This is a genomic window from Microbacterium sp. zg.Y909 (assembly GCF_024626565.1).
In genome coordinates this window covers 1-3,210 of record NZ_JANJFJ010000455.1, presented here as the reverse complement: position 1 = coordinate 3,210, position 3,210 = coordinate 1, and the positions used below count along the sequence as shown (strand labels likewise).

Annotated in this window: 4 protein-coding genes; 3 read left to right on the top strand and 1 reads right to left on the bottom strand. The window is 68.2% G+C overall.

Features of this window, described 5'->3' with window-relative positions; genetic code table 11:
- The 3 genes from ribH to NQ160_RS21205 all read left to right on the top strand — a co-directional run.
- A partial coding sequence (gene ribH / locus NQ160_RS21215) for a 6,7-dimethyl-8-ribityllumazine synthase (protein ID WP_257517056.1) occupies positions 1-389 on the top strand: 389 nt, incomplete at its 5' end.
- A 52-nt stretch (positions 390-441) separates the two neighbouring features.
- Positions 442-795, top strand: coding sequence for a Fe-S protein (locus NQ160_RS21210; RefSeq protein WP_257517055.1), 354 nt, complete (start codon positions 442-444; stop codon positions 793-795).
- A gap of 186 nt (positions 796-981) precedes the next feature.
- Positions 982-2,427: an MFS transporter gene (locus tag NQ160_RS21205; RefSeq protein ID WP_257517054.1), complete on the top strand. Its 1,446-nt coding sequence runs from the start codon at positions 982-984 to the stop codon at positions 2,425-2,427.
- Between the two features lie 75 nt (positions 2,428-2,502).
- Here the strand turns inward: NQ160_RS21205 and NQ160_RS21200 are convergent.
- A partial coding sequence (locus NQ160_RS21200) for an ABC transporter permease (protein WP_257517053.1) occupies positions 2,503-3,210 on the bottom strand: 708 nt, incomplete at its 5' end.

Below are 3,210 nucleotides of genomic sequence, written 5' to 3'. Positions count from 1 at the left end.
TCATCACCGACGGTCTGATCGCCGGCGCCCAGCGCACGCTGGATGCCGCGGGGGCGACCTGGTCGCTGGTGCGGGTGCCCGGATCGTTCGAGCTCCCCCTCGCGTCGAAGGCCGCGCTCGAGTCCGGCGCCGACGCGGTCGTGGCGCTGGGCGTCATCATCCGCGGCGGCACCCCGCACTTCGACTTCGTCTCCTCCGCCGCCACCGACGGACTCACGCGGGTGGCGCTGGACACCGGCAAGCCCGTGGGTTTCGGCGTGCTCACACTCGACGACGAGCAGCAGGGCCTGGACCGCGCGGGCCTGGAGGGCTCGAAGGAGGACAAGGGCGCCGAGGCCGCAGACGCGGCGCTGCGCACCGCCCTGCTACTGCGGGAACTGCGGGCCTGAATCGGCACGCCGCAACCATCAGGATGCCTGAAGGTCTGGCTACACTGGGCCCATGGAACTCCTGCGGCACATCGTCGTCTTCATCCACCTGACCGGATTCGCCGTGCTCTTCGGCGCCTGGGCCGTCGAGGCGTTCGGCGGTCGTCGCCGCTTCACGTCTCTCATGACCATCGGCATGACCATCGCGGCGGTCGCCGGCCTCGCCCTCGCCGCCCCCTGGGGCATCGAGTACGACCTCAACTACGTCAAGCTCGGCGTCAAGCTCGGCGTGCTGCTGGTCATCGGCGCGCTCCTGGGCATCGGCACCGGCCGCCAGCGCAAGACGGGCGCCGTACCCTCGGCCATGTTCTGGTCCGTCGGGGTCCTGACGCTGCTCAACGCGGGCATCGCCGTCATCTGGCGCTGATCCCGCGCCGCTGCCGGGCGCGCGCCCGGCAGCGGCTTAGGATGGACCACCGTGCGACCGCGACAACGCGGACGCACACCGGTGATTCAGCGCTGAGACGCCCGCCGCACCACCCCGCTCCGGACGCCTGCCACCGGACCGTCCTACCCGGACGGGACCAACACTTGTCGACAGGCTTCCTCCTCCATGTCCTCAGCACCCGCGGCATCCGCCGTCCCCGCCAACCCCCGCTCGCGCGTCATCACCGCGAGCCTGGTCGGCACGACGATCGAGTTCTACGACTTCTACGTCTACGCGACCGCCGCCGTCCTGGTCTTCCCCATCCTCTTCTTCCCGACCGGCGACGAGACGACGGCCCTGCTGTCGTCGTTCGCCGTGTTCGGTGCCGCCATGGTCGCCCGCCCCATCGGTGCGGTGATCTTCGGCCACTTCGGTGACCGCTTCGGCCGCAAGGCGACCCTCGTGGGCTCGCTGCTGACGATGGGCATCGCGACCTTCCTCATCGGCCTGCTGCCGACCTACAACGACATCGGCTGGTGGGCGGCGCTGCTGCTGCTGCTCATGCGTCTGGCACAGGGCTTCGCCCTGGGTGGGGAGTGGTCCGGTGCCGCGCTCGTGGCCACCGAGAACGCGCCGAAGGGCAAACGCGCCTGGTACGGCACCTTCCCGCAGCTGGGCGCCCCGATCGGGTTCATCATCGCCAACGGCGTGTTCCTCATCATCAACTTCGCCCTCCCCCACCCCGACGGTCCGGCTCAGCGCTCCGCCGACTTCCTGGAGTGGGGCTGGCGCGTGCCGTTCCTGTTCTCCGCGGTCATGGTCATCGTGGGACTGTGGGTGCGACTGAAGCTCGTCGAGTCCGAGACCTTCGCCAAGGCGGAGAAGACCGGCGCGATCCACAAGTTCCCGCTGGGTGAGGTCGTCCGCCGCCACTGGCGCCCGCTCATCCTCGGCACGTTCATCATGCTGGCCACCTATGTGCTCTTCTACCTGATGACGAGCTTCACCCTGTCGTACGGCACCAAGCCGGGGCTCGAGGCCGCCGAGCAGGCCGCACTCGACGCCGGCCAAGCCTTCGACGCCGCCACGTACGTGCCGGGGCTCGGGTTCGGCTACACCGACTTCGTCATCATGCAGATCATCGGCGTGGTGTTCTTCGGCATCTTCACGCTGCTCTCAGGCCCCGTCGCCGACAGCATCGGACGTCGCAAGCTCCTGCTGTGGGTCACCGCCGCCATCGCGGTGTTCGGCCTGCTGTTCAACGTGTTCCTGCTGCCGCACGCCGACCCGAAGTTCACCGGCGCCCTCACCCAGGCGTTCCTCATCTTCGGCTTCATGCTGATGGGCGTGACGTTCGGACCGATGGGCGCCGTGCTGCCCGAACTCTTCCCCACGAACGTCCGGTACACCGGGTCGGCGATCTCGTACAACGTCTCGTCGATCCTGGGCGCCGCTCTGGCACCGCTGGTGGCCGTGGCGCTGTGGGCCGCCGCCGACGGCCAGCCGTGGCTCGTGGGCGTCTACCTCACCGGCTCAGCGGTGCTCACCTTCATCGCCCTCATGCTCTCGAAGGAGACCAAGGACGTCGAGTACGAGACCAACATCGGCCTCGGGGCCACCGGCTCACTCTGACACGACCGACAAGACGGCGGATGCCGCGGGGCCGAGGCTCCGCGGCATCCGCCGTCTCGGGCGTGCGATCGGATGTCAGTCCAGGAACAGGGCCCGCATCCGCTTGGTGGTGAACACCAGCCCGACGGCGATCATGACGACGTAGTAGAGCACGTGCCATCCCATGTCGGGGCTCATGACCCCGGTGGTGAACCCGCGGATGAGCTCGACCCCGTGCCACAGGGGGAACGCCTTGACGATCCACTGCACGACCTCGGGGTAGACCGTGATCGGATACAGCGTCGAGGAGAAAAGGAACATCGGCAGCAGCACGAAGTTGATCCAGTCCATGTGCTGGAACGTCTTCATGTAGCTGGTGACCGCCATGCCGAGGCTCGCGAAGCCGAAGGCGATCAGCAGCACCGCGGGGATCGCCAGGATCGCCGTGGGGGCGAGGTTCAGCCCCAGCACCTGCATGATGATGAGGAATCCGGTGGCGTACAGCAGCCCCCGCAGCAGGGCGTACAGCATCTCCCCGAGCGCGACGTCGAGCGGGCCGAGCGAGGTCGACAGCATCCCCTCGTAGAGCTTGCCGTAGTTGAGCTTGAAGAAGACGTTCCACGTGGAGTCGTACACCGCGCCGTTCATCGCCGACACGGCAAGCAGCGCCGGGGCGATGAAGGCGGCGTAGGGCACGTCGACGCCACCGCTGGTCTGCACATCGCCGATGAGCGCCCCCAGCCCGATGCCCATCGAGGCGAGGTAGAAGACGGGCTCGAAGAACCCCGAGAGCACGACGATCCA